1 protein-coding gene is annotated in these 240 nt (G+C 62.9%); it reads left to right on the top strand.

The genetic code is table 11. From position 1 onward, the window contains the following. Nucleotides 1-240, top strand: a 240-nt coding sequence (locus tag CH341_RS33345; RefSeq protein WP_146604837.1) for an AMP-binding protein, incomplete at both ends; no start/stop codon positions are given.

The following is a 240-nucleotide window of genomic DNA, read 5'->3' as shown; positions in this document are numbered from 1 at the left end:
CCACAACCTTTACGGACCGACAGAAGCCGCCGTCGACGTCAGTTATTGGCCGGCAGTCGCAAACGACAGCTCCGCCCCGGTCCCCATAGGCAGGCCCGTCTGGAACACGCGCCTCTATGTACTCGACCGCCATCTTCGCCCGGTGCCGCCGGGCGTTGAAGGGCATCTCCACATTGCCGGACGCCAGCTTGCCCGGGAATATCTCGGCCGACCGGATTTGACGAACAAACGCTTCATTCC

Source organism: Rhodoplanes roseus (assembly GCF_003258865.1).
Taxonomy (GTDB): Bacteria; Pseudomonadota; Alphaproteobacteria; order Rhizobiales; family Xanthobacteraceae; genus Rhodoplanes; species Rhodoplanes roseus.
This window is presented reverse-complemented; position numbering and strand designations above follow the sequence as displayed.